Consider the following 22,662-nt stretch of genomic DNA (forward strand, 5'->3'; position numbering starts at 1 on the left):
TATCAATATTGTTATCGATGGTGGTCATTGAACAATTGTAGGGAAAAGGAAACCACAGACATGAAATCGACTGAAAGACGGTCTAAAATTATCATTTATTTCATTCCGCTTAACATCGAAGGGAAAATGAAGATATGAATTTTCTTGATTCCCGCCATAGGATTTTTAGTCGCGGTTGAAATACTCCTTGAGATTCAATGCCTCTGTTGGCTTCAACCGTCCTGCACTGACCAACCGCAACTCCCGGCGACGCTGTGCACCCTCGTAAAACTTGATTTCCTTCTCCGTTTCAGGCTCCACAGGGATTACCGGAATCGGGCGGCCGGATTGATCCACTGCCACAAAGGTATAGTAGGCGCTGTTGCAGAAGCGTTTGCCATTCACCTGCTGCATGTTCTCGGCCCAAACATCGATGCGCACTTCCATCGAGGTCGTAAATGCACGTGTCACAAAGGCCTCCAACAAGACAATTTCGGCGAGGTGAATCGGCGAATTGAAATCCACAAAATCGACCGAAGCTGTCACGCAAATGCGGTTGCAATGCCTGGAGGCCGAAATTGCCGAGACAATGTCCATCCAATGCAGCAGTTTCCCACCCATCAGGTTGCCGAGAATGTTGGTATCGTTCGGGAAGACCAGTTCGGTCATCGTGGCAAAGGATTCACTGGGTTTTTTCGATTTCATGCTTCATTGATTTACACCGCAAATCTAGCAGGAAGTCTGGAGAAACGCGCATTCTGGACGGGTGATATGCCTCATCCAACGCATAACGCCCTTGCTGTGGAAAACGGACGTTCGTGGAGGCGGATTTGTGGCTAATTTTGAAGCCTTTGTAAAGGAATAGATGAAAGCATATCTGGACTTGCTCCATCATGTGATGGAAAATGGAACCGACAAGGGTGACCGCACCGGAACAGGGACAAGGTCGGTTTTCGGCTATCAGATGCGGTTTGACCTCGCCAAGGGCTTCCCGCTCGTGACCACCAAGAAGGTGCACCTGCGCTCGATCATTCACGAATTGCTTTGGTTTCTCAAGGGCGATTCCAACATTGCCTACCTCAAGGAAAACAATGTGAGCATCTGGGACGAATGGGCAGATGCGAATGGTGATTTAGGACCTGTTTACGGTGTGCAATGGCGGAGCTGGCCCACGCCAGACGGTCGCAAAATCGATCAGATCAGCCAATTAATCGACCGGATCAAGAAAAATCCCGATTCCCGCCGCCATATCGTAAGCGCTTGGAACGTGGCAGAGGTCGACCACATGGCCCTTCCGCCTTGCCATGCATTGTTTCAGTTTTATGTGGCGAATGGCAAGCTGTCTTGTCAGCTGTATCAGCGCAGCGCGGATTTGTTCCTCGGCGTTCCGTTCAACATCGCAAGTTATGCACTGTTGACGATGATGGTCGCGCAGGTTTGCAACTTGGAACTGGGGGACTTCGTACATACCTTCGGCGATGCACATATCTACTCCAATCATTTTGATCAGGTGAGACTGCAGCTGAGCCGGGAGCCGAGGCCGCTTCCACAGATGCAGCTCAATTCTAGTGTTCAATCCATCTTCGACTTTAAATTCGAGGATTTTGAGGTTGTGGGATATGACCCGCATCCGCTCATCAAAGCACCGATTGCAGTATGATCGTTTCAGCAGTAGTAGCCGTATCAGAAAACGGCGTCATCGGCAAAGACAACCAACTTCCTTGGAGGCTGCCCGCAGACCTTCGTTATTTCAAGCAGCTCACGACCGGGCATACCGTGATCATGGGACGCAAAACCTTCGAAAGCATCGGCAAGCCGTTGCCAAATCGCCGCAACATCGTCATCTCCCGCAATCTTGATTTCAAGGCGGATGGTATCGAGGTCATTTCCAACTTCGGCGACGCCCTCAAGGCCTGCATTGGCGAAGACGAAGTGTTTATCATCGGCGGCGCCACCATCTACGAAAAGGCTTTTGACCTTGACGTCGTAGATCGCATCTACATGACGATCGTCCATGCCGAATTCGAAGGCGACACCCGTTTCGAGATTCCAGGCGGCAAAAATTGGCTGATCGACCACAGCGAGCGCCATCCGGCCGACGAGAAGAATGCCTACGCGTTTAGCTTCGTTACCAAAGTCAGGCAGCGCGAAGCGCCGCTGCAGCGTGCTTCGGGCTTTGCTGGGTAGCAGCACACTTATTTACATTGCGCATTGTAGATCGTGATCAGTTCGTAAAAACTGGTTTCGTCGGCCTTATAATTGCCTTTGTAACGTTCCGTAAAGTTTTTGCATTGTTGTACATAAGGCTTGATCACTTTGTTCACATTGCCTTGGGTCACTTTGTAAAAATTACCGTCGGGCATTTGGAAAGTAAAGCGGTAATAGCCGCCAGTGTTTCCTGCGTCATTATAAACATAAGTGGTATTCACGAAATAGAGTTTGATTTTGCCGTCTGCCATGCGAGGTGCGTACCAAACAGGGCCATCGGTCTTATCCGCGAAAATGGGTACGCGGTCAAAAACAGTGTCTTTGGTAAAAAACGAGGTCACGTTGGGCAGGCCCTGCTCGGCCTCTGATCGGACTTTGCGTCCTTCGACATCAATGTATTGGGCGAATTCCAACGCCCCTCTGCGTGAATACCCAAAAGAGATTGATTTGCAGGGTATGGTATCGCCGTTTTGGATGACATAGGGACGATTGGATTGACCTTGAACCCATGAAGCCAAAGCGATGATGATTGCCACGATAGAAAATGCTTTTGATTTCATGATCCCTTTCGGTTTTTGGTAAATGGTAGTTCAAGTCTTTCTCAACAATGATCTTCCACGAATTTAGGCAGTGATTTGCGAATTGCAAGAGGTAGGATCTTGCACCTGTGGCTTGTGAACGCTCTACGATAGATTGGTTTTCGTCGCATGAACTTCCAAACACTTTCTTTCCTTTGCAGTTGGATTGATTTATCTCCTATCGCAGCACCTTGGAAGCTTCAAAAACCGGCATTCTTCTCGTCAATCTCGGCACGCCCGACAGTCCAGCAACGGCAGATGTGCGCAAGTACCTCGTTGAATTCCTCACCGACGAACGGGTGATTGACATCCCCGCCCTGCAACGCAATCTGTTGGTTCGCGGCATTATCGGTCCGTTCCGCGCTCCGAAATCCGCCAAAAGCTACCGCGAAATCTGGACCAAGGAAGGTTCTCCGCTGATGACGATTTCCGTCGCGTTGCGGGAAAAGGTGGCCGAGGCGCTCGGCGACAACTATCAGGTCGAATTGGCGATGCGCTATCAAAGTCCGTCAATTGCGAGTGCTTTGGAGCGCTTCAAAGGCAAGTTTTTGAAGAAATTGCGGATCATTCCGCTGTTTCCGCAGTACGCATCCGCCTCGACAGGCTCCGTGCACCAAGAGGTCATGCGCCTGCTTTCCACCTGGCAAGCCATCCCCGACGTCGAATTCGTCAACAGCTATCCGACCGATCCGGGGATGATTCAAGCCTTCGCCGAATTGGGAAGGGTGGAGAAACCCGAGACATTCGACCACGTCTTGATGAGCTTCCACGGACTCCCTGAGCGTCAATTGGTCAAGGCCGATACCCAAAACCATTGCTTGAAGGCCAAAGACTGCTGCCAAGTCTGGAACGAGAAGAATCAATATTGCTACAGCGCACAATGCTACGCAACGGCACAAGCACTTGCCAAGGAGCTGAACCTCAGTCCCGAACAATACACGGTTTGCTTTCAATCACGTCTCGGGAAGACCCCTTGGGTCAAGCCCTATACCAGCGAAGTCATCCACCAAATGGCCAAGGAAGGCAAAAAGCGCCTTCTCGTTTTCTGTCCGGCATTTGTTTCCGATTGTCTTGAAACCATCTTTGAAGTCCGCGTCGAATACAACGATGAATTCAAAGCCGCTGGCGGTGAGGAGGTTGTGCTTGTAGAGGGCTTGAACACTCATCCGACTTGGGTGAACGCACTTTCTGGGATTTGTCGAGGCTGATGGTTTAGCCTCAAAGGCACGAAGGCACAAAGATGAAGCCTATCGCTTCGTGTCTTTGTGCCTTCGTGGCAAGAAAACAGCGTTAACCTTGACCTTAGTTTCCGGTGCTTACGAGCTTCACGGCCCGTGCTACGCCATCCGACTCGTATTGCAAGAGCAGCATCCCGCTGCCGAGTTCAGGCAATTGCCAATCCAAGGCTTGGATTCCTTGTTGCACCTCCTTCGTTGCCAAGACGCGTCCCTGTAGGTCAATGAGGCGCAAAATGCCTTCCGATTCGCTGGAAATCCCCCAATCGATATGCAATCTGTCGTTGAAAGGGTTGGGACTGACCTCCATTTCGAAGGGAAGGTTTGCTTCTTCATTCCCGACAAACGTGCAGATCATCGTTGCTTCACCCGGCTCCATGAAGGTGGCGTAGTTGAGGGCATTGGCGATAATCGTGCTGTTGAATTGTGTCACCTGCGGCGTTACAATCGGGGGTTGATAGGAGGCAGGCGAAAGTTGCAACGGGCTTTCCGTGCAAATGCCGACGCCGGTCAGCGGGCTGATTTTTGCGATGGTGGACTTGTGCGTGAAGTCCCAAGCGCTGAGGTACATCATGCCCCCGGGAGCGGGCGCGACGCCAAAACTTTCTTGCGTGATCGCGCCGGTTCCCAGTTTTTGCCATTGGATATTGCCGGTGGCATCTGTTTTGACGAGCAATGCCTCCAGACCGTACGTCGAACCGGTGAGGAAAAATCCGCCGTCGGCCGTTTGGGTCAGCTTGCGGGGCTGCAATTGCTCGAAGTAGTCATAGACATGGTAGCTCAACCGGTTGCCGGTCGCATCAAAGGTCGTGAGCGTCATCATGCATTCCAGGCTTGCACCTTGGTAATTGGTGGTGATGCCCAAAACTGCCGTGCCGCCATCCTGCGTCTTTACGATGTCATAGGCTTCGTCTCTCGAAACCCCTTCGTCCATCATTTTGGCCCATTGGAAAAGGCCGTTGTCGTCCAAATTCAGGATGCCCCAGTCCAAGTCGCCGTTGGCCAGCGTACTGTACGTGGCGACATATTTGTTTCCGGGAGCCTGCGTCATCGCAGAGAAAAAGCCCGTGGCGGATTGCGTTAAGCCAGAATGCTCCTTGGTCCAGAGGATATTGCCAAGGCTGTCGCAACGTGTAGCGTAGAATTGAAGCGCGCAATTGCCACCGCCAAAAATGAAGCCTGCGCCATCGTGGCTCGCGCAGACAAACTGTGTGGTGAGGTCCCCAAATTGATGGGTATAGAGCTTTTGCCACTGCAAAGTGCCGTTTTCGTCCAGTTTGAAGGCACAAATACCGTCAAAACCTGTTGTTGCACCCAAGGCGATGAGGCCTCGGTCGGAGGTTTCTGCGATGCTGGAGAACTTGACCATGGCCGAAGTGTCGACAGCAAATGTCCAGAGCAAGTCGCCATTTTCATCCAGCTTGTGAATGCGGTGTTGCAAATAGGTGACGACCGCCACGCCGCCATCCGAAGTCGCAATGCAACCTTCGACGTAGGCAGTGCCGGGCAATTCCTTGTTCCACGTCGCTTGAGAAAATGAAAGAAAGGGAATGAGCAAAGGAAAACAGAAAAGGAGAAATTTTTTCATTGGATCAAATCATTCTAAAGTGGGTTCAATTTGGGCATTGCAAGCAACTGTAGCACCGACTGACGTTTGAAAGGAGAAAAATGGGGGTCAGCGGCTTTTCACCTTTGTCCAGGCAAAAGAATCTCGCGTCGGCCACAAGGAAACCGAGAAATCGCGTTCAGGCAGTGTCTTTTCTCATTGAGGCTTTCGAAGAATCCGCTGGATTGACTGCTTCGACTAAAATCCTGCATGCACCAATTTCAAAGTCCTAACAATTCCTTCATTTTCAAGCGTCAACAGCAGCATTCCGTTGGGCAGATGGGGAATGTCCATTTCCAATGAGGAAATCCCGGACGCAACTATAGCTTCGTGAACGATGCGGCCCTGCAAGTCATGGATGCGAAGGTGGCCTTCGGTCAACAGCGCGTCTCCGAATTCAACATTCAATGTGGAAGTAAATGGATTTGGACTTGCCACGAGCGGCGGAGTCAAGACCACCGGATTGTTGCTCACTTTGGTACAGAGAAATGTTGGCTGTTGCATTTCCGTATGGCTCAAATCCGCCATCGGAATTGCGTTGACAGTGCCATTCCACGGAGAACATGTCGCGGTCAAGATGGGTGTCGCTGGACTTGTGACCGTCAGTTGCACCGTATCTTCCGCGCAAAAACCATCCCCACCGGCTACACTCATCATATTGAGAAAGGACCAATGAACATCGTCATGGCCCGCAAGGTAAAACATCTCATCGCGCGCGGCCGCTAACCCCATACCAAATTGCCAAGCATATCCTCTTCCTGCCTTTTGCCAGATGATTCCGCCGAGGCTATCCGTTTTGACCAACAATACCCGCATGGTCGTAGCAACACAGCCGGTAAGGATGAAGCCTCCATCGCTGGTTTGGATGATCCCCTCCGGTTGAATACTTTCTGGATAATCATAGACATGGTGGCTCAGTCGGTTTCCTGCACTGTCAAAAGTGGTCAGCGTCATGTTTTGTTGTGCACCATTGGGAAGCTGTGTATTGTAGCTGACTCCCAAAACTGCAACTCCGCCTGTCGTCGTTGCTACCGTGGCCTTCACTACGTTGTTATACACTACATCATCAGAAACTTTTGCCCATTCAAATGCACCGGATCCATCGATTTTGATCAAACCCCAGTCCAAATCAGGCGCCACATAGTTGTTGAACGTGGCGAAATAGCCTCCGTCAGCGGCTTGAACCATGCAGTCCAAGTAACCCCCAAATTGTCCGGCAAGCCATTGATATTCACGCGTCCACATCACGGAGCCATTCGCATCACATCGGGTAGCGTAAAATTTGAGTCCGCATTCTCCACCTCCGAATAAAAAGCCACCGTCACCGTGGGCCGGACAAGCCCACTGGGCGGTCAAACCTCCCGCTGTCGTGGAATAGGCCTTTTCCCAAAGCTTATTGCCATTTTCGTCAAGCTTGACGACATAAGTCGAGGAATAGTCTGCGAAATTCCCAAAGGCGACAATCCCGTGGTCTTCGGTTTCCGTCAATGAAAACAACATCTGAAGTGAGCCACTGTCAATCACATAGGACCAGACAAGTGCCCCCGATTCATCCAGTTTCATGATGTTATTGGGCTGATAGGTCACAACGACCACGCCGCCGTCATACGTTGCCACCGACTCCCGGATGGGAGCTAAACCAGGCAAATCCACCGACCACGTGTTTTGGGCAACGAGAATGGTCGGAAACAAAAGTATGAAAATGAGGGCCTTAACCATGATGGGAACAGCTAATGTTAAAAGATGATCGAAAAGTTGGACTTTTTTTAGATCGCGTGGTGATTGAGGGCGTGAATGGTCTAAAATGAAGGACAATTTGTTCATTCGCTGGGACTCGCCCGCAGAGCGTTCAAAATTCAGGCTGATCAGAGAAACCCATTCGAAGGCCCTCTACCCCCATATCTCCGCCGCCAACCGGAACGTATTGCAATGCGCCTCCACGATGTCTTTGATGTGGGGACTATAGCCGCCGCCCATGGAAATTGTGAGCGGGATGCCCGTGGATTTCATCGTTTCCATAACGAATCGGTCCCTTTGTTTGCAACCTTCGCGGGTCATCGCCATCCTGCCCAGTTTGTCTGTCGCGAGCACGTCCACGCCCGAGAGGTAAAAGGCAAAGTCCGGCTGGAATTGGTCGATCAGCCTTGGTAAAGTCGCCTTCAATTGGCTGAGAAACAGTTCGTCGGTGGTTCCGGGAGGCAAGGCGATGTCGAGGTGACTTGTTTCCTTGTCCATGGGATAGTTGCCGGCGCAATGCATGGAAAAGGTGAACACATCCGTGCGGTCGTTGAAGATCGCTGCGGTTCCATTGCCTTGATGCACGTCGAGGTCCACGATCAGGATGCGGTGAGCGATTTGGTCCCGAAGCAGGACGTTGGCCGCCGTGGCAATGTCATTCAACAGGCAAAACCCCTCGCCACGGTCCGCGAAGGCATGGTGGGTGCCCCCGCTCACGTTCATGGCCACGCCGTGCGCCCGTGCATAATGCGCACATGAAAGCGTGCCTTGGTTGATGATACGCTCGCGCAAGACCAATTCTTCGGATTGCGGAAAGCCGATTTTACGGGCCTCTTTGGTGGTCAAGGTTTGGGTTTGCAGCTTTCTGAAGTAGTCTGCTGAATGGGTAGTGAGAATATCTTCTTCAGATTGAATGGCGGGCTCGAAAAAATTGGCCTGCGTCAACGTTCCTTCATACAGCAATTGCTCCGGGATCAGATTGTACTTCTCCATCGGAAATCGGTGGCCCTCCGGAAGGGGATGGGCATAAACGGGGGACCAAGCGACTTTGAGCATTGGGCGAATTTACATCAGACCCTGAAAACCTTGTGTATATGCAATGCTTGTTTCCATGCAATCAACCTTATCTTTGCGGCCAAATGCAGTTTTATTACCTGAAATAAGCGAATGGAAATCGATCAATGGATGCTCGAAAGGCTCCGTAGCTATGTAGCGCAGCGGATGACAGGTGTTTTTGACCTCGAATTTGAAAGCGAAGACCCTGAATTTCTGGCCTATATCGAGCGGATGGTGGACTTTCTGCATTTTCTCGCCGAATCGGAGCCGCCTGTGCAGCGGGTTTGCAATTACAAGCCGACCTCGTTTGCGACCTCCAAGCTCGCCCCGATGTTTGTCGAATGGTCCAAATCCAAGGAGCCGATGAATTTGGAAGGCTTGCCGGCACAGCTCCGCGCAAGATTCCCAAAAATTCCTTCAAGTTTTCCAGCCGGGCGAGATGCGTTTTTCATTCAGCAGCAGCGGTTTGAAGACAAGATGGATGACATCAAGCAGGTGCTTGGACCCGACTTTGAACCCGAACAACTGCGTCCGGATTGCGGTAGTTACCGCCACATGACCTTTCCGGCTCCTACGACTGAGGCCGACTTCAAGTGGATGGCGGAAGACTTTGTGGACGCCCTGCAAATCAAAGCCTTCGACTTCGGGCAACTGCGTCTGCTGGACCACAAACGCCGCATTCCCGGCCAACCTTCGGAGGTTGGAGCGGTCTTGGAAGCCATCGGCGAACGGTACCTTAAAACCATTCGCAAGGAAAAGGAACGCGTCCAAAAGAAGGAATTCCAACGCGTCCAAGCCGCCATCGAGCGCCTCCTAGCTGCCACCAAAGGCTTCAAATTCTACAGCAACGCCAACCCCGCCGACAACGGCCTGCCTTTGGAAACGGAATATACCTGTGAGACCGCCTCTGGCGGACAAAGTGCTGGTAAGTGTCTGTTGCTCATCGGGGTAGGAGCGGAGGAGTTGGTTTATTTGGCTAGCTTTTGGGGGTAGTTTTTTGGATCGCGTTGCCAACCCTATCGGCGCGCGGTGTTTGGGTTGGCAACGCTATTTTTTGTCCCCCGCGGTGCCAACCCTCTCAGTACGCGGTGTTTGGGTTGGCAATGTCATTTTGATGGCTCTATTTCAATACATCCTATAACGCCCGCTCCCAACCCGGATTGGCATGTGGTGGTTGGGTTGGCGCCGCTATCTTGACAACATTCGATTCTGCGCTCCAGCATCGCCGCTAGGTGATCCACCCTGCCATTTCATCCGCCGAATTGCCCGTTTATTCATCCAACCTGCCCGTTCATCCGCCAGGATGCCCGTTCATCCAATTTGGCGTTTTGGAAATTTTATCTGTTGCTCCTTTGCCTCGACGATCACAGGAAGTGGGACCGATTCCGGAAGATGTCCTGCCGACTGTGACCGCCAACAGATTTTATTCACCCAAAAACGCATTTTAAAATGAAAAAGCTATTACAAATCCTTGCTTGCCTCGCTTTACCCTTTGGGGTTCAAGCCCAGACCATTGACCTGTATCCAGACTACGATGCGGCACTTGGTTACCACGACGGTTACAATACCTCGAGTCAGAATTACGGAACGGCCACGCAAAATTCGGCCTACTGCATTCCCGGCGCGATCGGCGGTCTCAACATGAACCGCGCCTTGATCCACTTTGACCTCAGTCAGTTTACACCTGGCACCACAATCGTTTCGGCCACGCTTGATCTTTACGCTTTGGGCCCCAATGGCATTCTTCAAGGGCATACCGGCGCCAACAACGGTGCTTTTGTCAAGGCGGTGACTTCGGCCTGGCAAGAAATGTCGGTGACTTGGGACACGCAGCCGACCTATTCCAATACCAATCCTGCTGTTTTGGCCGCAAGCACGAGCATCACCCAAGACTACACCGGCATTGATGTCACGGACATGGTGCGCGACATGGTCAACAATCCCCAAACCAACTTCGGATTTGGCTTGATGCAGCAAAACGAGGTGGTGACAAATGCGCTTTGCTTCGCTTCGAATGACCATCCCAATCAACTCATCCGGCCGATTTTGCATGTGACACTTTGCAATGACAACTTCAGTTTTATCGCAGATTACGATGCTGCACTTGGCACGCACGATGGACAAAATACATCAGGAAACAACTACGGAACAGCCCCACAGAATGCAGCGTATTCGGTCACAGCGACAAATGGAACGCCGAGCGGCAACAGCAATCGGGCCTTGATTCATTTTGACTTGACCAGTATTCCTTCCAATTCTGTGGTCACTTCGGCAACGATGAAGCTCTATGCACGTGGCCAAAATGGCAATCTGAATGGCCATGCCGGGAATGCAAATACTTCGACCATTTCGACGGTTGCAAGCCCTTGGTCCGATGCAACGGTCACTTGGGACAATCAGCCCGCCCCTGGATTTGTGGTCGCCACATTGGCACAAAGCACAGGTCCACTTCAAGACTACACCAACATCGACGTGACGGCAGCAGTGCAAGATATGGTTGGCAACCCATTGACCAACAATGGATTCATGTTGCAATTGCTCAACGAAGTGGAGACTAATGCATTGATTTTCCAATCCCTCGAATGCGGTGACCCAACGAAATTTCCTGCGCTAGAGGTGACCATAGCCTGCGGCAAAGTGACAGCTGCGGATGCAGTGGTACACATTGAAGAAGGTATGCAATTGTTCCCGAATCCTACAGCTCAAACGCTGAGCCTTCGCCTCGACTTGGAAAAGCCATCTGCAGTCATGGTCCAATTGATTGACCTACAAGGCCGTGTGATTGGTCAGCATGAAGCTGGAGTACAATCCGCCGGGAAACAAATTTTCAACCTTGACACCTTGGTGTCGCAAGCTGCCGCAGGCATGTTCATCGTACGCGCACAGATCGGCGAGCAAGTTATCGACCGGAAGCTCGTCTTGACGGGGAATTGATCCGTTTTTTCTTAGCAACTATTTAATAATAAGAACCTTATGAAAAAGTTTAGCCAGTTTTTGGCAGTGATGCTGCTTGCCTTTACGCAGGTATTTGGGCAGAACATACAGACCTTCATTGCAGACTATGATGCCGTCATAGCTTTAACAACGAGCAATAATCCGACAGTACAATTTACAAATTATAGCACCCTTGACAAAAATGCAGCCTATAGAATTTGGGGTCCGAATCCAGTAGAAGTGCATTACAATAGGTCGTTGATGCATTTTGATTTCAGCTCAATTGCACCTGGCACCTATATCGAATCAGCGAAAATGGATCTGTTTTCTTACTCTGCAAATGGTGGTTGGCCAACACATTATGTTAACGTGAGTGAATCCAGTTTGCGGAGAATTGATGCGCAATGGGATGTGAATACAGTGACTTGGAATAACCAACCAATAGTAAATCCGACCTTTTTCCAACAATCCTACCTGCTCCAACTGATCCAGACCAGGATTATTTGGGAGTAGATGTAACGGAGATTGTAAGGTACATGATTAACAACCCAACTCAAAATTTTGGCTTTCTTTTGCGTTTAGAAAATGAACAACTTGACGGCGCATTAACTTTTTGTTCAAGGGATCACGCGAATCCTAGCAAATGGCCAAGAATTCATATCAACTTCTGCAAACCAGACCTTGAGGTTGTTGCCAATAGGGACGCAGCAATTGGTACCAACCCTGGGATGAACACCTCTGGTAACAATTATGTGGGAGCGGTACAAAATGCAGCCTACTGCATGACATCTGACGATGGCACGACCAATGGCCATTTGAACCGCGCATTGATCGGGTTTGATCTCAGCGATTTGCCAACAACTACTGTCATTAACTCTGCGAAGTTGAACTTGTATGCTTTGGGTGCAACAGGAGTACTTCCAGGGCACGATGGTACGGCAAATGCTACTGAAATTCGACGCGTTCCTGTCGCTTGGGACCAAACACAAGTCACTTGGGACAACCAACCTAGCCTTGGTACGCTTGTCACGATTTTGCCCCAAAGCACAAGTCCGACACAGGATTATCTCGATATTGATGTCACGCAAGCTGTACGAGAAATGATTGCGTTTCCTCAAAACAATCATGGATTTTTGCTCAAGCTTGTCACCGAATTGGAACAGAATGCGATGCTGTTTCATTCCATCAACTCTGGAGATCCCTCAAAAGCGCCGAAACTGGTATTGGATATCGATTGTAGCTCGATTGTAGGTGTAGAGGAGAAAAAAGTAGTTGATTTTGCCTTGTTCCCCAATCCTACAACGAATTCGGTTCATTTTAGAGGCACGATGGACGCTGACGGCAAAGTCGAATTCAAAATCTACGATCTAAGTGGACGGCAATTGGCAATCCAAGATGCGGGCATCATCAACGCAGGCTCCCATACCCTCGACATTTCCACACTCATCACCGATCAACCCGCTGGGATCTACATCGTGCGGGCCAAGTTTGGCGAGCAAGTCATCGACCGGAAGCTTGTCCTAACCGGCAACTAACCCCCAAAAGTCTAAACCACCATTTCTCAGAAACCCCGGAGGTCCAATCAACCCCGGGGTTTCCTTTTTTCAACCTCAAAACTAAGATCAAAAGGCTATTCCTTCGCCAATTTCAAAGCCACCAATCGACCATTGAGCTCCAATCGCAGGAAGTACAAACCAACAGGAAGGGCTCCAAGGTCCAAGTCCATTGCGCTTGCATCCGTCTCCTGTTGGATGACAACCACCCGTCCGTCGACGGTCATCAACTCCACTTGGCCAATGGCTTGCAAATCAGTACGGCGCAAATGCACGATGCCCGAACTGGGGTTCGGATAAACTTCAAGGATTGCATCCATTCCATTCGTGACGCCGACGGCCAATACAAAATGGCAGCCGGAGGTATCGCTGCAAATGCCATCTGAGACGATGACGGCGTAGTTGCCATCCGAACCGACGGTAAAGCTTTGACCGGTTTGGCCTGGAATCACGCCAAAGCCATTGTCGCAAGCCAACCATTGGTAGGAGGGAGAATTGAGATTGGCAGTCAGCGTGTTTCCGTTTACCGTCACGCTGGTATCAACCAAATGAATTCCCAAAGAGAGCACGACCACGGAATCACAGCCGTCGATCGCCGAAAAGGTCTCCGAGTAAGTTCCTGGCTGTGTAAGCGATTGCGAACCAAGTGTATAAATATCTCCATCGCAGATGGTATCGCTGATCGACATTGTCATCGGAGGGTTGACGGTGAGCGAAAACGTGACCGTTGAGTCACAGCCGCTTTGTGCTTGGAAAGTTTCGGTAAACACCCCGGTCGTCTGCAAAATTTGGTTACCAAAAACGACCGAATCCCCACTGCAAATCGTGGCAGAGTCGCTTCCAAATACCGTTGGCGTTACCGTGAGCTGAATTCCCGAAATGGAATCGCAACCATTCGGACCCGTGGTTACGTGGCTGTATGTTCCTGCCGAGGTCAATTGTTGCCCGAAGTAGGAGAGTGTATCTCCTTGACAAATAGTAGATTGTGACATGGCAAAACGCAAGGAATCGAATCCTGCCGCAAATTCACGCCGGCCCAGGATCCCGCAGCGGTAAACGGTATTGGCGAGGGTATCCACATGGAATTGATTCCCAAGCCTGGACCACAAGATCCCTTCATTGTCTGTCCGGTAGGCCAAACGGATATTTTCTTCCTGCGTGCTTGCAGCTAGGCCCGCTACGCCGGTATACGCGTAGGTAGCTGTGTAGGAGGGATTTGTGCCGCCAACCAGAAAAGTGCCGAAGTAGTGCGTTGTTTCCAAGCTGCCAGTCAGATTTTCATTCGTCGAATTGGGCGTTTGATGTACGGCATAGACATGCAATGCTGTCGGATTTCCACTGTTGATTTGGGCTGTGAATGCGCTGCCATCGAGGTTTGTGACCGTGGCGGAGGTTGGTGAACCGTAAATTACGGTATTGTCATCTCCGATTGCCGCGCCAGAAACGGCCCAAGTGGTTCCGTTGCGGGTACCTGTGAGGCCGTTCGGGCCACTGTCGGCGGTGGACAAACCCGTGCCTTCGTCCATTTTCCAGTAACCGGCGAGATTGGCATAGTTGGGGTGGGCGGGATTGATCTTTTTGGTCATGTATTGCTGGATCGTTGCGGCCGAAAGTGCTGTGGACCAGACGCGTACTTCGTCGATTTTTCCGTCGAAGTTCCGGGTGCCACCGGCGGTATAGGTGATGCGTCCAATGGCAAGGTTGTAGGTCGAAGGCAGCATTGGTCCGGAGAAAAGGAAAGTGCCACTGGCAACCCCGTTGATGTAGACGGTCAACCGGGTTCCGTCGTAGGTGCCGGCGACGTGCGTCCAGGTATTGAGGGCCATTTGCGGGGTGGAAACGGCTTCTTTCCAGCTTGTCGTCGTCCCAAACATAAATGACAATGTGCCGTTGGCACCGCAACGCAGGGTATATCCGGCCTCGCCCGAACCCCATCCATCCTTGCTGATGATCACATTTCCCCAGCTGTTGGGGCTCCAACTATCTGCCTTGATCCATGCCTCCAGGGTCAATGCCGTTGTCGGATTCAATGCCGCATGGTTGGGAATGGAGACGTAATCCGTGGAAACGTTGCAATCGATCGCGTAACCCGAGCCAGGAGCCTGTGCGTTTGCCGCGGTTGTCCCAAGAGCAAGGAGCAGGACGAGTAGAAAATTTTTCATGGGAAGATCAATTCTAGTCTAGCAGAAAACTGCAATAATACCAAGAATTCGAATGATTATCAGCTTGTTACTGTAAGTTGGCCGACCAATGCAACTGCAAGTGATCCAAAGCGTATCTGATTTCCGAATCTTTGAATAGAAATCATTCCTTCAAAAACCGCCTGCAAAATCCATTCGCCTCAATCAAATAAACACCCCTAGTGAGCATGGAGACATCGATTCCAGCTTCAGAAGCCACGTTCCCAAGCACCAATTTTCCTTGGCTATCCCAAATGGAGCAGGTTTCGGCAGCATCAGCGTTTAGCCAAAGTCGATCGTGTACGGGATTAGGAAAAACTGCAAATCCAGCATTGGGAAGGGAAGGGGATTGGCTCATGCTGTCCAATAAAAGACGAATGATTACCAAATCCGTATAATTTCCTGGACCAGATGAAGCGGTGTAACCCGCGACAACGAGTTTCCCATCAGGCGATTCAGACATCGCGGTCGCGCCAGATTCCATGCCATTTTGGATGATTGTCATCGATTTACCGTTCTCGGCAAATTCTGAGGCCAATGTCCTGCTATCCTCCAACGCAGCTACGGCGAAGGCATCGCTTTCATAGCCAGGGCTTTGGTTATCAGGTGATTTGGAAAGCCCACAGGTTAGGATTCGGTCATTGTGGTCGATCAGCATGTCTTGAAGGCGGTCTTCGTTGCTGTCAAAATCCACGGGATCATAGTCCAAAAAGGATCCGGTGCTGTCTAAGGTAAGCAGGGCAAAGTCCTCGCCACCTTGGTAAACATCCAATTTGGCACCGAGAAAAATCTTGGGGCCTCTTTTGACAGAATGTGTGACGGTGCAGGTAAATCCAGGACTGATGTCTGGAAAAAGCAGCCCATTTTCGCCAAATCCATCGTCTAAATTGCCATTTTCGTCCACCATCATGAACATGGCCCTTCCGTAACTGCTGGTATAAAAAACGCCTCCAAGCAACATCCCTTTTCCAACGGGAAGCAGTGTCTCAAACCTTCCACCATCGCTATGCGGCCCTCGCGCATGGGAGAGTCCATGCGCGAGGCTCCACGTAATACAGCCCGTATTTCCGAAGCTGCTATCAGGAACGCCATTGGGTAGCAACCTCCCCGCCATCGGCAGTTCGATATGCCAGGCATTGGTGTCTGTGGTCATGCCACAAAAGGCGATCCTTCCATCGTCGAGGACCCTGATTGCACCCGCGGATGCCCATTCGCCGACAAATTTTCTGGTAAAGATCCCATCATTGCCAAATCCCGCATCCCAATGCCCATCCAAATCAAGTTTGCCGATGAAAACTTGCTGGGTATCGACGCTGGCGAGATCGTTCGCCTCACCAATGACAAAAAGTGCATTTCCCTGAAGGTCAGCATCCAATATCCGAGAATTGCCAAAAGTTCCGAAGTCACCCGTCAGAATCCCGTTCGCTCCAAAGGTGGAATCCAACTTTCCTTCTGAGGTGCATTTCCCAATGAGAAAATTTAGGTCTGCTACCGAATCGTAGCGGGTAGTATTCCCAACAAAATAGAAATTACCCATTGCATCGGTGAGCAGCCGCGCGCACGTTTCGTCCGGAGCGAAATCGAACCTGACTTCGCCCTTCAAGCCAAAGCCTGTGTCACGACTTCCTGTCCCCTGACCCACAGTAGGGAGGTATAGGCAAGCCAATAAGCCGACGAATAGGAATAAGATTCGCAGACTGCTCATCCTCAGTGCTGTACTACGATTTTTAAACCATGATTTGCCTCGGCGGTAACCAATTGGCAATGGTAAACACCCGCAGCCCAGTCGGCCGTCTCGATTTCCACATGGTCACCTTGAGGTTTTTGCAGGTCGACAAGAATGCTTCCCATTGCATCCAAAACGAGGATTCGGTCAATCTTGGCCTTTTGCCAAGTCAATGTAAATCTTTGATCTACGATACTTGGTGCGACCGACATGGTCGCTTCACTTGGATGCGCTTGAACAATAGAAGTTGCACCGGTGAGACAATTTACGCCGCCGGGAATGGAAATCGTTGCCTGTGGATCAAGGTTGTCTTCGTCGAGTGTTCCATAGTACTCTGCACCAAGGTAATAGGGGAATGCGGGGTCGCCATTGGCATCGGTGGTCACAAAGTAGGCATAGGTGCCACCTGGATATTCTGGCGTGATACAAGTGCGGCCATTGTTGGCGTCCAAATCTCCGAGGTTGGAAATGTATTCGTAGTCTTCGATGTATTCGCCAAGCGGATGCGTATTGCTTACCGTCGGACCATATTCCTGCGGCTGCAAGACTGTGCCGTCAGGCAAAGTTTGGCGCGTGGTCATGCTCCGAAGCTGGTAGCTACTTTCCATGCGAGAAACGCCACCGCTTGCACTGTTGGGATTTGTATAGCCATAGGGGCCGTAAATGGGGTAACCGTCAAATGCAAATCCGACGATCGGGGAGTGGCTCGTACTTGGAAAATCGTAGAGGCGATGCGGTGTCGCGTGGCTGTGATAAGCCCCATCCTGTTGCGGATGTGCGGCAAAAGCGGTGTCCAAAACAAAGCCCTCGCCGTACCATGCATCGACGTTCCAGACTTGTTGACCTTGATTCGTGTTGGTTTGCGACTGTCCACTCCAGGAGGTCGCATCGCCGTTTCCAAACGCTGGAATGCCATTGATGAGTACACCAACGGTGAAAGTCGTCGGCACAGTCACGGGAGATGTGGCGGCGGAAGACGTTTTTGGGAAGCTGAAAACATAGCCCTGCGATGTCGGTGAACCTGGATTCAAAAATTGGCCCATGTCGGTGGTCATTCCTTCGGAACGCACATAAACCCACGAATTGTTGTAACACACCGAAAGCACGTTGGCGCTGTCAGTCGTGGTATGGAATACAAAATTCGGGGACGTCGGGTTGCCATTGGCATTTTCCCAATAGCTCGCAGTGAGGCCGGTGGTGTTGCGGATCCATGAATCCAGAATGGGTGTTTGTGCTTTGACAATACCGAAAGCAGAACAGAGAAGAAGGAGAAAACGGATCTTTTTCATTGTAATTGTGTTGGATGACAAGTTTCAGGAAGAGTACCAAAGATATCCTCGGAACGCATTCAACGTTATCCCAAGGCCACATTTTCGTGGCTTGTTTACACTTTGTAAACGCTCAATACCATCTTGGATGCTGTTTTTTCCACAGACTTGCGCTCAGAAATGAAAAATTCTCCGTCCTGAAATGGACCCTCTGCAGGATTGATTTGGAAAGCATGGAAGCGAAAAGCCGGCAATCCAACCTTTCAATACTTGATAATCGTCAAAGGCTCCAACTTGGTCGGTCCATCGAAAGTGAGGCGGTAAATCCCTGTAGCCAAAGAAGTGAGATCGACGTCCATTTTTCCATAGGTGAAAGGAATTGTTCGGCGAATCACTTGACCATGGTTACCATACAACGTGCCGGTAAATTTCTTGGCAGAGGGATCATCCCATTCGACATGGAAAATCCCGGAAGTCGGATTTGGAAATGCTTGAATAGTCGGTGAATCGTTTGGTAAGATGGCTTCAGGGGCTGCAGTCATTGGAAATCCGGTGACTTCAATGGTTACACTGCCATAGTGGTAGCATTGAATCCCACCGATACCATAAATTCCTTGAAAATAGATGGTGTAAGTCCCATTCTGGGAAAATTGAAACACCGCAGTATCGCCCGATTGAACGGTCGCGTAGTTGTTGACATCAATGTAAAAATCCCCTTCGATGAACCATGTATTCGTGTCTGGATCTTCAATGTGGATGAGCAAAAACCTGCCGGGAATGGTATCGGCAATCACCAACGTTTGAGCTGCCGGTGGCCCTCCACCCATGCCGTAGTAGTCTTCGCAAGGGGTACAGCCGATTTTTTCGGTCACCGTCAATTGCCCGTAACTTTGATAAGAACCAAGGAATGCGACGAACAAGAGCAGGATGATCGGGAACTTAGAATGCATTTTTGAGAGATTAAAGCGATGAAATTCCGCATTTTACAATCGAAAAAGGGTGCAAAAATCCGTGGACTTTGCACCCTTTCCTAATGTAAAAACAGAATTACTTCTGAACGTTGCCTTTGCTCAAAGCGCTGTATTCCATGAGATAAGCGCGCACAAACATGTCGATGTCGCCGTCCATGACCGCCTGCGTGTTGCTCGTTTCCGCACCTGTACGCACATCCTTGACGAGCTTGTAGGGCTGCATGACGTAGTTGCGAATCTGCGAACCCCACTCTACACGAAGTTTTGTGCCTTCGATCGCATCGCGAACCGCATTTTGTTTCTCGACTTCAACTTGGTAAAGGCGGCTTTTCAGCAATTGAATGGCCTTTTCCTTGTTTTGGTTCTGACTACGCTCTTGCTGACATTCGACGATGATCCCCGAAGGGCCGTGGTGCAAACGTACTGCCGTTTCGACCTTGTTCACGTTCTGTCCACCCTTGCCACCTGCGCGGTAGGTGTCCCAACGGATGTCGGCCGGATTGACCTCGATTTTGATCGTGTCGTCGATTTGCGGATAGACATACACCGAAACGAAGGACGTATGCCGGCGTGCGTTGCTGTCAAAAGGGGAGATGCGCACCAAACGGTGCACGCCATTCTCACTTTTGAGGTGGCCGTAGGCAAATGGTCCCGAAATTTCGATCGTCGCGCTGCTGATGCCTGCCACGTCGCCGTCTTTTTCGTCCACGATGGTGGTCTTATAGCCCATGCGGTCTGCGTAGCGCAGGTACATTCGGAAGAGCATGCTCGCCCAATCGTCGCTCTCGGTGCCGCCGGCACCTGAGTTGATTTCCATCACGCAATCCATATTGTCTTGCGGTCCGGAAAGCATGTTCTTGAATTCAAGATCCTCAACGGCCTCCACAGCAGCGTTGTAGGCCTCCTTTGCATCTTCTTCAGAAGCATCGCCAGCCTTCCAGAATTCGAACATGACCTCGAAATCCTCAATCTTGGTCTCGGCGTTTTTGAATCCGTCGGTCCAGATTTTCAGGGTTTTCGTTTCCTTGAGAATGCGTTCGGCCGCCGCCGGGTTGTCCCAAAATCCGGCAGAAACTGCCTGATTTTCCATGTCGCCAATCAGAGAAAGTTTATGGTCGACGTCAAAGGTACCCCCTCAGCGCTTCCTTTCTTGCGCTTAAATCTTTTAATTGTTCTGCAGTCATTGCTGATAACGTGTAAAAAGTTCAAATTTTGAAGTGCAAATGTAGTGCGTAAAAGCATTAGTTTTTACGGAATCGAACGGATTCTCGGTTAGTGGGCATTGTTTGCCTCTAGAAACCGTCGGTAACGCAACTGACTTTTCAGCAATTGCAATGCTTTTTGCCGTAACAAATACTCCTTTTCGAGCCCATATAGTTCGATTTGGATCCCGGATGTCTCATGCAAAACGCGGACACCGTTTTTATTGCCGCTGGAACAGAAGCAACAATGGCCATGGTTCCGATATTTGTCCCATTGGAGGTCGTCGAGCGAATCAAAATCCAAATCTCTTTTCTTCCACAGCGGATAGACAGTGAGTGAAATCTCGCCAATAAGATGGCTCGCATTGAACCAAGCTTTGGGCGGAACAAAATTCATTTTACCGTTCAAATGGGCAAAGTGCCCCATGGCAAGCCAACCTTTGACTTCCAGGATACACAAGTGTTCCTCATTAGCAAGGAAATTCACTTCAAGCCCATGGCCATTAGCTAATTTTTCGAATACTGAAGCTTGATAGCCAGTAATTTGTGCTTTATTTGAACGCATTTCGATGACACAGTCCCGCTCTCCAAAGGGAGTAGCGCAAGGAACGATGGCTTTCAAATCACGCAGCAATGTGGCGGCTTTCTCACGCAAATCTTCAGCAATGGCTTCGGCCGATGGGTCTTCTTCTGCAAATTTTGCCCACTCAAACGCCTCCTGCACTGCCCGAGAAGCAGCATCGTAGCGACCTATTCAGTATTCGTGGGTCTTGAGGGTATGAAAGATGTCCCTCAATTCGGAATCATCATTCCAGAATTCAGGTTTTTGGAGGCGTTTTTGCAAATCGGAAACGGTGATGCGCCTTTGAACGATGTCAAAGGCACCTCCTCAGCGCAGACAATCGCGCTTGCATCACACTCAATGGCATGAAATTTAGGTTTTCCATGCTGCAAAACTAGGGCAATCACTTCGAAACCATGATCGGTCTTGAATCAATCGAATAAAAACAGGCCTGAATTGCGCGTGGCCGCTGCTGTTCTGCAAAAGCGAATCAGTCCGCCACCGAATCCATGATTTCGTAATCGCCGTTCTTGTCGACACGCAAGCTCGTTCCTTGCATTTCGTCTTTGGAGCTGCAGTCCAGGTCCTCCTTGTCGACGTCGCAGTTGCAAGTCATCGGATTGGCAGGGTCATTTTGCAAGGTCGCCATCGCGAGCAGGTAGGCTTCCTGAAAGGAAACCAAGCTTTTCGGGAGGGTCAGCGTAGCCGAATTGCCTCCGACATATCCTTGGTCGGTGAAGGTTACCCCATTTTCCCAAACGGTGCTTTTGTATTCGTAGTATTCAACATCGGCGTGAGGACCTTTGTCGCTGGTACTTTTGACTTTCGAAACTGTTGTCCAATAGGCTTCGGGGTCCAAAATCGCATCAGGATCCAAGGTGAGCAAGTAGCCATCAAACAAAAAGCCTTCTTTTTGGCCGGATTTGACCCTAACCCAATGTCCGGTCATCTCGAGACCACAGGGTTCCTTGGTGGTGTAGGGATCGGATTCCAAGTCTGCATCGACCACATTGACTTTGGAACCGAAGGGTAGGGTAGAGACCTTTTCGCCCTCTTTGTCCGGCGTTTTACGCAACGTGAGACCCGATTTCGCAAAGACAAAAAGGTCGTCACCCGTTTTGTAGCGTTCCTGAGAGGTTGCTTCTTGTTTATCGGTAGAAGAAGCTGCCGTCGAATCCACGGATGAAGGTTTCGCGCCACCGCCGTCTTTTTCAGCTGGATTGCTACAGGCGACCATGATCAATGCGATCAAGGCCAGTAGAATAAGTCTTGTGTTCATAGAATTGAAACCGTTTCAAAATGCGAATGTCGCTTTTTTATCCAAACATGGAACGGATATCTTCGATCCTTTTACGAATCATCGGAATTCAAAGTGGCTGTATTGGGAGTGCGATTCTAAGCGATCAATACTTGGTCTCCGGCCGCCAAGCATCCTCGAAATGGGTGATTTCCGGATTGGATGGATCTTCCAACACGACCGAAATCACGTCAAAAACAGCAGGAATGTTATGCAACTGCCTTTCCCAGCAGTAGAATTGGGCGACTTTGGCCATGTTGCGCAACTTGGCCGAGTCCACTGCATTCTCCGGATTCGTAAACCTGGAAGTGCTCAGTGTTTTCACTTCCACGAAATGCAATTCGGCAGTTGCCGCGGGATTGGAAGGATTTTCCCAATAGGCTACGATATCAACCTCGGCACGTTCGGCCTTGTAGTTGCGGTCAAAAACGCGGAATCCTTGAGATTCCAGCCATTTACAGGCCAAGTCCTCGCCCAATTTGCCAACCTCGTTGTGCTGTGCCATGATTTAATGGAGAATTGAGAATTGAAAATGGAGAATGATGAATTGAAAATTGAGAATGCTTCAAT

Annotated in this window: 21 protein-coding genes; 8 read left to right on the forward strand and 13 right to left on the reverse strand. The window is 50.3% G+C overall.

Going from position 1 to position 22,662, the window contains the following annotated elements; genetic code table 11:
- Positions 1-165: 165 nt before the first annotated feature.
- Entirely contained in the window at positions 166-684 is a 519-nt protein-coding gene (locus tag IPN95_01975) for an acyl-CoA thioesterase (protein MBK9448186.1), read from the reverse strand.
- 160 nt (positions 685-844) lie between these two features.
- Here IPN95_01975 and IPN95_01980 point away from each other — a divergent pair, with 160 nt between their 5' ends.
- A complete protein-coding gene (locus tag IPN95_01980) occupies positions 845-1,639 on the forward strand; it encodes a thymidylate synthase (protein ID MBK9448187.1) in 795 nt (264 codons plus the stop codon).
- Positions 1,636-2,166, forward strand: coding sequence for a dihydrofolate reductase (locus IPN95_01985; protein ID MBK9448188.1), 531 nt, complete (start codon positions 1,636-1,638; stop codon positions 2,164-2,166). Before IPN95_01980 ends, IPN95_01985 begins: the two co-directional genes overlap by 4 nt.
- A gap of 8 nt (positions 2,167-2,174) precedes the next feature.
- Here IPN95_01985 and IPN95_01990 read toward each other — a convergent pair whose 3' ends face one another.
- Positions 2,175-2,747 (reverse strand): hypothetical protein, encoded by a 573-nt coding sequence (locus tag IPN95_01990; GenBank protein ID MBK9448189.1) that lies wholly within the window; start codon positions 2,745-2,747, stop codon positions 2,175-2,177.
- A gap of 209 nt (positions 2,748-2,956) precedes the next feature.
- On the opposite strand from IPN95_01990, the gene hemH reads away from it, so the two are divergent.
- Positions 2,957-3,973, forward strand: coding sequence for a ferrochelatase (gene hemH / locus IPN95_01995; protein ID MBK9448190.1), 1,017 nt, complete (start codon positions 2,957-2,959; stop codon positions 3,971-3,973).
- A gap of 94 nt (positions 3,974-4,067) precedes the next feature.
- Here the strand turns inward: hemH and IPN95_02000 are convergent, their stop codons facing one another.
- The 3 genes from IPN95_02000 to IPN95_02010 form a co-directional block, all read right to left on the reverse strand.
- A complete protein-coding gene (locus IPN95_02000) occupies positions 4,068-5,588 on the reverse strand; it encodes a hypothetical protein (GenBank protein ID MBK9448191.1) in 1,521 nt (506 codons plus the stop codon).
- Between the two features lie 216 nt (positions 5,589-5,804).
- Entirely contained in the window at positions 5,805-7,325 is a 1,521-nt protein-coding gene (locus IPN95_02005; protein MBK9448192.1) for a T9SS type A sorting domain-containing protein, read from the reverse strand.
- Between the two features lie 171 nt (positions 7,326-7,496).
- Positions 7,497-8,399, reverse strand: coding sequence for a histone deacetylase (locus tag IPN95_02010; protein ID MBK9448193.1), 903 nt, complete (start codon positions 8,397-8,399; stop codon positions 7,497-7,499).
- A gap of 111 nt (positions 8,400-8,510) precedes the next feature.
- Here IPN95_02010 and IPN95_02015 point away from each other — a divergent pair, with 111 nt between their 5' ends.
- From IPN95_02015 to IPN95_02030, 4 genes are all read left to right on the forward strand, one after another.
- On the forward strand, positions 8,511-9,392 hold the full coding sequence (locus IPN95_02015) for a hypothetical protein (GenBank protein ID MBK9448194.1): 882 nt from the start codon (positions 8,511-8,513) through the stop codon (positions 9,390-9,392).
- Positions 9,393-9,848: 456 nt separating this feature from the next.
- Complete coding sequence (locus IPN95_02020; GenBank protein ID MBK9448195.1) at positions 9,849-11,333, forward strand: DNRLRE domain-containing protein; 1,485 nt, start codon at positions 9,849-9,851, stop codon at positions 11,331-11,333.
- A gap of 39 nt (positions 11,334-11,372) precedes the next feature.
- Entirely contained in the window at positions 11,373-11,846 is a 474-nt protein-coding gene (locus tag IPN95_02025) for a DNRLRE domain-containing protein (protein MBK9448196.1), read from the forward strand.
- Positions 11,837-12,868, forward strand: coding sequence for a DNRLRE domain-containing protein (locus IPN95_02030; GenBank protein MBK9448197.1), 1,032 nt, complete (start codon positions 11,837-11,839; stop codon positions 12,866-12,868). The genes IPN95_02025 and IPN95_02030 overlap by 10 nt, the downstream gene beginning before the upstream one ends.
- A 95-nt stretch (positions 12,869-12,963) precedes the next feature.
- On the opposite strand, the gene IPN95_02035 is transcribed toward IPN95_02030, so the two are convergent.
- From IPN95_02035 to IPN95_02060, 6 genes are all read right to left on the reverse strand, one after another.
- Complete coding sequence (locus IPN95_02035; protein ID MBK9448198.1) at positions 12,964-15,048, reverse strand: T9SS type A sorting domain-containing protein; 2,085 nt, start codon at positions 15,046-15,048, stop codon at positions 12,964-12,966.
- Between the two features lie 142 nt (positions 15,049-15,190).
- Positions 15,191-16,771 (reverse strand): T9SS type A sorting domain-containing protein, encoded by a 1,581-nt coding sequence (locus IPN95_02040; protein ID MBK9448199.1) that lies wholly within the window; start codon positions 16,769-16,771, stop codon positions 15,191-15,193.
- A gap of 2 nt (positions 16,772-16,773) precedes the next feature.
- A complete protein-coding gene (locus IPN95_02045; protein MBK9448200.1) occupies positions 16,774-18,081 on the reverse strand; it encodes a YHYH protein in 1,308 nt (435 codons plus the stop codon).
- Between the two features lie 242 nt (positions 18,082-18,323).
- The gene (locus IPN95_02050; GenBank protein MBK9448201.1) at positions 18,324-19,010 is read right to left on the reverse strand and encodes a hypothetical protein; all 687 of its coding nucleotides are present in this window, start codon (positions 19,008-19,010) and stop codon (positions 18,324-18,326) included.
- Positions 19,011-19,107: 97 nt separating this feature from the next.
- A protein-coding gene (prfB, locus tag IPN95_02055) for a peptide chain release factor 2 (GenBank protein ID MBK9448202.1) occupies positions 19,108-20,215 on the reverse strand; the annotation gives its coding sequence in 2 pieces (ribosomal slippage) (positions 19,108-20,154 and positions 20,156-20,215; 1,107 coding nt in all).
- Between the two features lie 88 nt (positions 20,216-20,303).
- Positions 20,304-20,957 carry a hypothetical protein gene (locus IPN95_02060; protein ID MBK9448203.1) on the reverse strand — a complete coding sequence of 218 codons (654 nt, stop codon included), beginning with the start codon at positions 20,955-20,957 and terminating at the stop codon, positions 20,304-20,306.
- A 54-nt stretch (positions 20,958-21,011) separates the two neighbouring features.
- On the opposite strand from IPN95_02060, the gene IPN95_02065 reads away from it, so the two are divergent.
- Positions 21,012-21,164: a hypothetical protein gene (locus IPN95_02065; GenBank protein MBK9448204.1), complete on the forward strand. Its 153-nt coding sequence runs from the start codon at positions 21,012-21,014 to the stop codon at positions 21,162-21,164.
- A 121-nt stretch (positions 21,165-21,285) separates the two neighbouring features.
- On the opposite strand, the gene IPN95_02070 is transcribed toward IPN95_02065, so the two are convergent.
- Positions 21,286-22,074, reverse strand: coding sequence for an SH3 domain-containing protein (locus IPN95_02070; protein MBK9448205.1), 789 nt, complete (start codon positions 22,072-22,074; stop codon positions 21,286-21,288).
- Between the two features lie 124 nt (positions 22,075-22,198).
- A complete protein-coding gene (locus IPN95_02075) occupies positions 22,199-22,597 on the reverse strand; it encodes a YraN family protein (GenBank protein MBK9448206.1) in 399 nt (132 codons plus the stop codon).
- Between the last annotated feature and the right edge of the window lie 65 nt (positions 22,598-22,662).

Source organism: Bacteroidota bacterium, from assembly GCA_016718825.1.
Taxonomy (GTDB): domain Bacteria; phylum Bacteroidota; class Bacteroidia; order J057; family JADKCL01; genus JADKCL01.

Excerpts from the sequence above, each read along its gene's own strand:
- IPN95_02005 (MBK9448192.1), bottom strand. The coding sequence starts at position 7,325 with ATGGTTAAGGCCCTCATTTTCATACTTTTGTTTCCGACCATTCTCGTT.
- IPN95_02065 (MBK9448204.1), top strand. The coding sequence starts at position 21,012 with ATGAAAGATGTCCCTCAATTCGGAATCATCATTCCAGAATTCAGGTTT.
- IPN95_02035 (MBK9448198.1), bottom strand. The coding sequence starts at position 15,048 with ATGAAAAATTTTCTACTCGTCCTGCTCCTTGCTCTTGGGACAACCGCG.
- IPN95_01990 (MBK9448189.1), bottom strand. The coding sequence starts at position 2,747 with ATGAAATCAAAAGCATTTTCTATCGTGGCAATCATCATCGCTTTGGCT.
- IPN95_02050 (MBK9448201.1), bottom strand. The coding sequence starts at position 19,010 with ATGCATTCTAAGTTCCCGATCATCCTGCTCTTGTTCGTCGCATTCCTT.
- IPN95_02070 (MBK9448205.1), bottom strand. The coding sequence starts at position 22,074 with ATGAACACAAGACTTATTCTACTGGCCTTGATCGCATTGATCATGGTC.
- IPN95_02075 (MBK9448206.1), bottom strand. The coding sequence starts at position 22,597 with ATGGCACAGCACAACGAGGTTGGCAAATTGGGCGAGGACTTGGCCTGT.
- IPN95_02025 (MBK9448196.1), top strand. The coding sequence starts at position 11,373 with ATGAAAAAGTTTAGCCAGTTTTTGGCAGTGATGCTGCTTGCCTTTACG.
- IPN95_02000 (MBK9448191.1), bottom strand. The coding sequence starts at position 5,588 with ATGAAAAAATTTCTCCTTTTCTGTTTTCCTTTGCTCATTCCCTTTCTT.
- IPN95_01975 (MBK9448186.1), bottom strand. The coding sequence starts at position 684 with ATGAAATCGAAAAAACCCAGTGAATCCTTTGCCACGATGACCGAACTG.
- IPN95_01980 (MBK9448187.1), top strand. The coding sequence starts at position 845 with ATGAAAGCATATCTGGACTTGCTCCATCATGTGATGGAAAATGGAACC.
- IPN95_02045 (MBK9448200.1), bottom strand. The coding sequence starts at position 18,081 with ATGAAAAAGATCCGTTTTCTCCTTCTTCTCTGTTCTGCTTTCGGTATT.
- IPN95_02040 (MBK9448199.1), bottom strand. The coding sequence starts at position 16,771 with ATGAGCAGTCTGCGAATCTTATTCCTATTCGTCGGCTTATTGGCTTGC.
- IPN95_01985 (MBK9448188.1), top strand. The coding sequence starts at position 1,636 with ATGATCGTTTCAGCAGTAGTAGCCGTATCAGAAAACGGCGTCATCGGC.
- IPN95_02010 (MBK9448193.1), bottom strand. The coding sequence starts at position 8,399 with ATGCTCAAAGTCGCTTGGTCCCCCGTTTATGCCCATCCCCTTCCGGAG.
- IPN95_02015 (MBK9448194.1), top strand. The coding sequence starts at position 8,511 with ATGGAAATCGATCAATGGATGCTCGAAAGGCTCCGTAGCTATGTAGCG.
- IPN95_02020 (MBK9448195.1), top strand. The coding sequence starts at position 9,849 with ATGAAAAAGCTATTACAAATCCTTGCTTGCCTCGCTTTACCCTTTGGG.